This is a genomic window from Lachnoanaerobaculum orale (assembly GCF_003862485.1).
GTDB lineage: Bacteria > Bacillota > Clostridia > Lachnospirales > Lachnospiraceae > Lachnoanaerobaculum > Lachnoanaerobaculum orale.
Genome location: NZ_RRCM01000001.1, coordinates 2,106,977 through 2,111,169 on the forward strand (window position 1 = coordinate 2,106,977; position 4,193 = coordinate 2,111,169).

The window sequence follows — 4,193 nt, forward strand, 5'->3', positions numbered from 1 at the left end:
CCAAGCATCTTCTCATCCCCTAAAACCTGTATCTCATTATCCCTGTCAGTCCCTATAAAGTTTTCTCCGAAGCTTATTACATAACTCTTCCCTCGTCTTGCACCCTCTATACATGCAAGCCATGCACATACCGGTCTCTCTTCCTTTAGGGAAAGTCCACATTCTTTTCTTAAATTTACATAGACCTTTTCAGGAGTGTCCAGATCAAAACCACAGTGTGGACATATTGTTCCATATCTTGTTTTTGAAAACCTGTGTCCGTAAGGGCAGTCCATTATGTTTGACATCTTTTCCTCCTAACTGCTACTAATCCACCAAGATCTTTCTTTGCATAAAGCCTGTAGTCCTATGTCCGTCCGGATCTTTTGCACTGTTTAATATATCCAAAAGTCCGGTATAAATTTCTTTATTGCTTAGGTGAGCTCCCTTTAGCTTCCCTTCCTTAACTGCAATATAGTTTTCTATAATACTTCTTTCTATTCCTTCCATACTGTTTATGACCATATAGCAAAAGATTCTGTCAGTTTCTTCACATTTTTTTGTATTAAGGTATTCTTTAGCATATGCTTTTAATACATCTATATTAAATGACTTCTCACCGTAACCTGCATAATCTGCATTCATCAGATGTATAGTGTCATACTCGGATCTCATATCGGCAAAGTCAATATAAGTATCCCTTAATATAAACCCCGACTTGAGCAAAAAGTCACAAAGTAAAATCTCTCCATCACTACTTTCTTTCTCTTCAGACAGAAAAGCCTCTATTTCACTTATTATAAAGTCTTTATCCCTTACCTCTTTACACTTTAACTTTAAATACTCCCTTTGCTCGGTATTGGTGTATGCTACTTTTATTTCTTTATGTATCTGATACACCTCACCTTTCAGTTTTACAAGTCCCTTTCCGATGATAATATGTTTATTCTCATGGTCTGAGCTTAATCTTAATCCTCTTATAACTCCGTCTGTATATCCGTCATAAAGAATTGAGAGCAGATCTCTTGGGTAGTCTCTTATTATTTCAAGTGCTTCTTTTTTTAAGATCCTTCCGGTCTCAAACAAAGGGTATCTGTTTTCCATCAGCTTCTCCTTTACATTTAGTGTTCTCCATCAAAAAAGTCACAAATCCATTCATCGGTTTCAAACTTATACTCCTGACCCTCTCCTGCATATAATATATCTTTCAACCTATATACCGGTACTATCTGAAATCCCCATTTTTTATAGTCTACAAAGGCAAATATCTTAAGTTCTCCATTTTGTATATCATCCGTATCTTCCTGCTTAATATATCCGCTATATCTTCCTGCAAGCTCCATTCTGTCGGTCTCTCTTGCCTCATCTTTTTTGAAATGGAAAAGATACTCGAATCGTACATTTTCAGAAGCATCATACAAATACATTCTAAGCAATATATCTTCAAGGCTTCTAAGTAAACTTCCGGTCATCTTGTTGCTTTCAAAACCGTCAATAAGGACCTCTTGTCTGCCTGAGTATGACAATGCTTTTATTTTATAAGGAATCAGAGCCTCCTCATCTCTTATATCAAATCCCGCATATCCGGTTCTTTTATCATAAAGATACCTCATAAGTCCGTCCACACAGGCAAGTTTTAACTCTTCCTTTTTAACACTCCCACCGCTTTGCATCATATTGCCGGGTACAAATTCTTTTAAGGCATCTCTAAATAACCCTATCTTACAGGATTGCCCTGTAAGCCTTATCATATCAAAGTTATAAAGTTCTCCGTTTTTATAAAGTCTTTCCATAAAAACTTTCATAACCGCATAGATTTCTCCTGCAATCAGCTTTTCAACTTCATAACGGTTAAAGCTTATCTTAGGCATACCCTCTAAAACTTCAAGTTTTTCTCCCTTAAAGACTGAGAGTTTATATCTGTCCGCCTCAAGTCTTAAAATCCCCAATTTCCCCTTTTTTTCTTCAGGCACTTCTACAACGATATCATTTCCTGAAAAAAGTTCCTGCTTAATCTCATCTGCCAATGTGAATAAAAAAAAGTAATTATTCCTTACCCTGTAATACCCCTCTTTTCCATAAGTTTCAAATCGCTTAAAAGCTGTAGGTAAAATCTCTTCCGCCTTTTCATAAGCCTCCTGTAACCCCTTATAGAAACTTTCAACACCTTCTTCATCTATGTATCTGTAAGAATCTGTAGGCAATTCATTAATAACTTCAAGGCTTAAATCTTTATCCGTATCAAGCAGTTTTGAAACTATTCGCAGTTTTAAAAGTTGCATGATTTTATAGGTGATATTGTTTCCACCAAAGTCCGTATTTCCGTTTTTATAGCTGTTTTCCATTGTGTAAGTCTGTATATCACCCTTTGCATGTACCTTAAACTTACATGCACTTAGATCCGTTGTCCCTCCTCCACAGTCCATTATCAGTGCCTTATAGCTTTCTCCGTCTTTCAAGCGATTTTTCTCTCTCATTTTACTGATAAAGCTGTAAAGTACTGCCGTACTTTCATCCAAGGTAACCTTCAGACTTATAGAAAGCATTTTTGACAAAAGCCCCAACATCTGCTCATATACATGCTTTTGCTTAACCGGTACTGTGATATATACTTCCTTTATCCGACACTTAAAGTTATCTCTTGTGATATCAAGTACATACTTTAGATACTTGGCTATAATCTCTATCCTTTGTACATATCTGTATCTTCCCTTGGCATCCGTAAGTTCTTCTTTTCTTTCAAAATCTCCCGCCCATCTTTTAATATCATAAAATACGGAAAACCCTTTATCCGTATAGCTTAGGTTTGCAAACCACAAAGCCCTTCTTCCAAAAACATAATCTATACTGTCTTCATTTACATCAGTTACCGCTACAACTGTAGGTATCATCTTTTCAATAAAGTTTTCTCCTCCCACCGACTCCAAAAACAGTGTATGACAAATGGTATTTTCCTTAATTCCTCTTTGCTTTGCATGTATCTGTCTGTAATAGCTGCTGTCCGCATACATAGCTACTGTGGTGTTGGTGGAGCCAAGATCAAGTGCTATCGGCATATGAAGTTCAATCAGGGGAAGAATTTCAAAGTCCATAATAGGAATCTTATAAACCCTGTACTTTGTAAGGTCTTTTCTCTCTTCTCCCATATATATTCGGTATATAAACTTTGATGATTCTCTTTCCATAAGATAAAGGCTGTAATCTTTTATATCCGTAACTATACATGAAAGAGATGCATCTTTTACAAGGTATAAAGAGTCTTTTTTATCTCCCATTGCAACTACATTGAATATAGCACATACCTTTTTATCTCCACTTACAATCAAAGCATTGGTGTTTAAAAACTTTTCTTTATATTCTATTTTATAATCGTCAAGGAAGTTAAGTGCCGCTCCTTCATAAATACTGATTTTGCCTGATATCCTAAGTTCATCATTCTCCGGCTCTTTTATACTTAGTTTATCAAAGCACTCTTCAATCCTCTCTCTACCACCTTCCTTTTCTTCTTTGATAAGTTCATCTTCAAACGTTTGACAGTAGGAAAGTATAGCCTCTATAAGCTCTTTACTTGTCATATCCTTATCAAATCCCTTTACGATATGTTCTCTCAGGCAAATCTCTCTAAGTCGATATTCACTCATCAGCTCAAGTTCTTTTCTTGTATATGCCGCAGCCTGCTCTTCTTTAGTTATGTTCCTGTTAAGCTTATAGCTCATCTTGTTTCCCTTCCAATCCGGTTCTTTTTAGTATATTGCCGTTTTTCCGATTTTCATACTTTCATCAACTCCTATAATACCGAAGTGGTATTTCCAAAAAACATCCGTTTCATAAGATATCGGCAAAAAAAGTTTCTCAAGCATTTCCATTCTCTCCACTTCTTCTTTTGTCTTATCCACCCCTGTAAATATGGTAAATTTCCTTAAATTCTCAGAGTGAATGTAAAGGTTTGCCTTCGGGTAAAGTTCTCTAAGTGCCCTTCTAAAAACCGTTATATAATCTTTACATTTACATAAATCAAGCAGGCAAAAAATAATTCTTTTAGATTTTTCAAAGTCAAGGGAAAGTAGGGTTTTTCTTATACTTTTTAGAAACCTCCCCTCTTCTATCTCTTTTAAGATATACATTGCCCTTAACTCTTTTTTATCTCCCCCGCTTCTAAGATCCCATACCGCTATGTAGTGAAATATTATATCTAAAAATATTTTTCTTACACT

The 4,193-nt window shown here is 35.8% G+C and carries 3 protein-coding genes and 1 pseudogene; all 4 read right to left on the reverse strand.

The genetic code is table 11. The annotated features are described in order from the left end of the window. Positions 1 to 4: 4 nt before the first annotated feature. Positions 5 to 287, reverse strand: a pseudogene (locus EHW90_RS13830) (hypothetical protein); the annotation flags it as partial. A gap of 19 nt (positions 288 to 306) precedes the next feature. Next, positions 307 to 1,083 (reverse strand): hypothetical protein, encoded by a 777-nt coding sequence (locus EHW90_RS10120; RefSeq protein WP_124952604.1) that lies wholly within the window; start codon positions 1,081 to 1,083, stop codon positions 307 to 309. A 17-nt stretch (positions 1,084 to 1,100) separates the two neighbouring features. Then, complete coding sequence (locus tag EHW90_RS10125; protein ID WP_124952605.1) at positions 1,101 to 3,695, reverse strand: acetate and sugar kinases/Hsc70/actin family protein; 2,595 nt, start codon at positions 3,693 to 3,695, stop codon at positions 1,101 to 1,103. 27 nt (positions 3,696 to 3,722) lie between these two features. Further along, on the reverse strand, positions 3,723 to 4,193 hold a 471-nt coding region (locus EHW90_RS10130; RefSeq protein ID WP_124952606.1), incomplete at its 5' end, for a hypothetical protein.

What these genes read in the sequence shown, in the direction of transcription:
- EHW90_RS10120 (WP_124952604.1), bottom strand. Translation starts at nt 1,083, where the DNA reads ATGGAAAACAGATACCCTTTGTTTGAGACCGGAAGGATCTTAAAAAAA.
- EHW90_RS10125 (WP_124952605.1), bottom strand. Translation starts at nt 3,695, where the DNA reads ATGAGCTATAAGCTTAACAGGAACATAACTAAAGAAGAGCAGGCTGCG.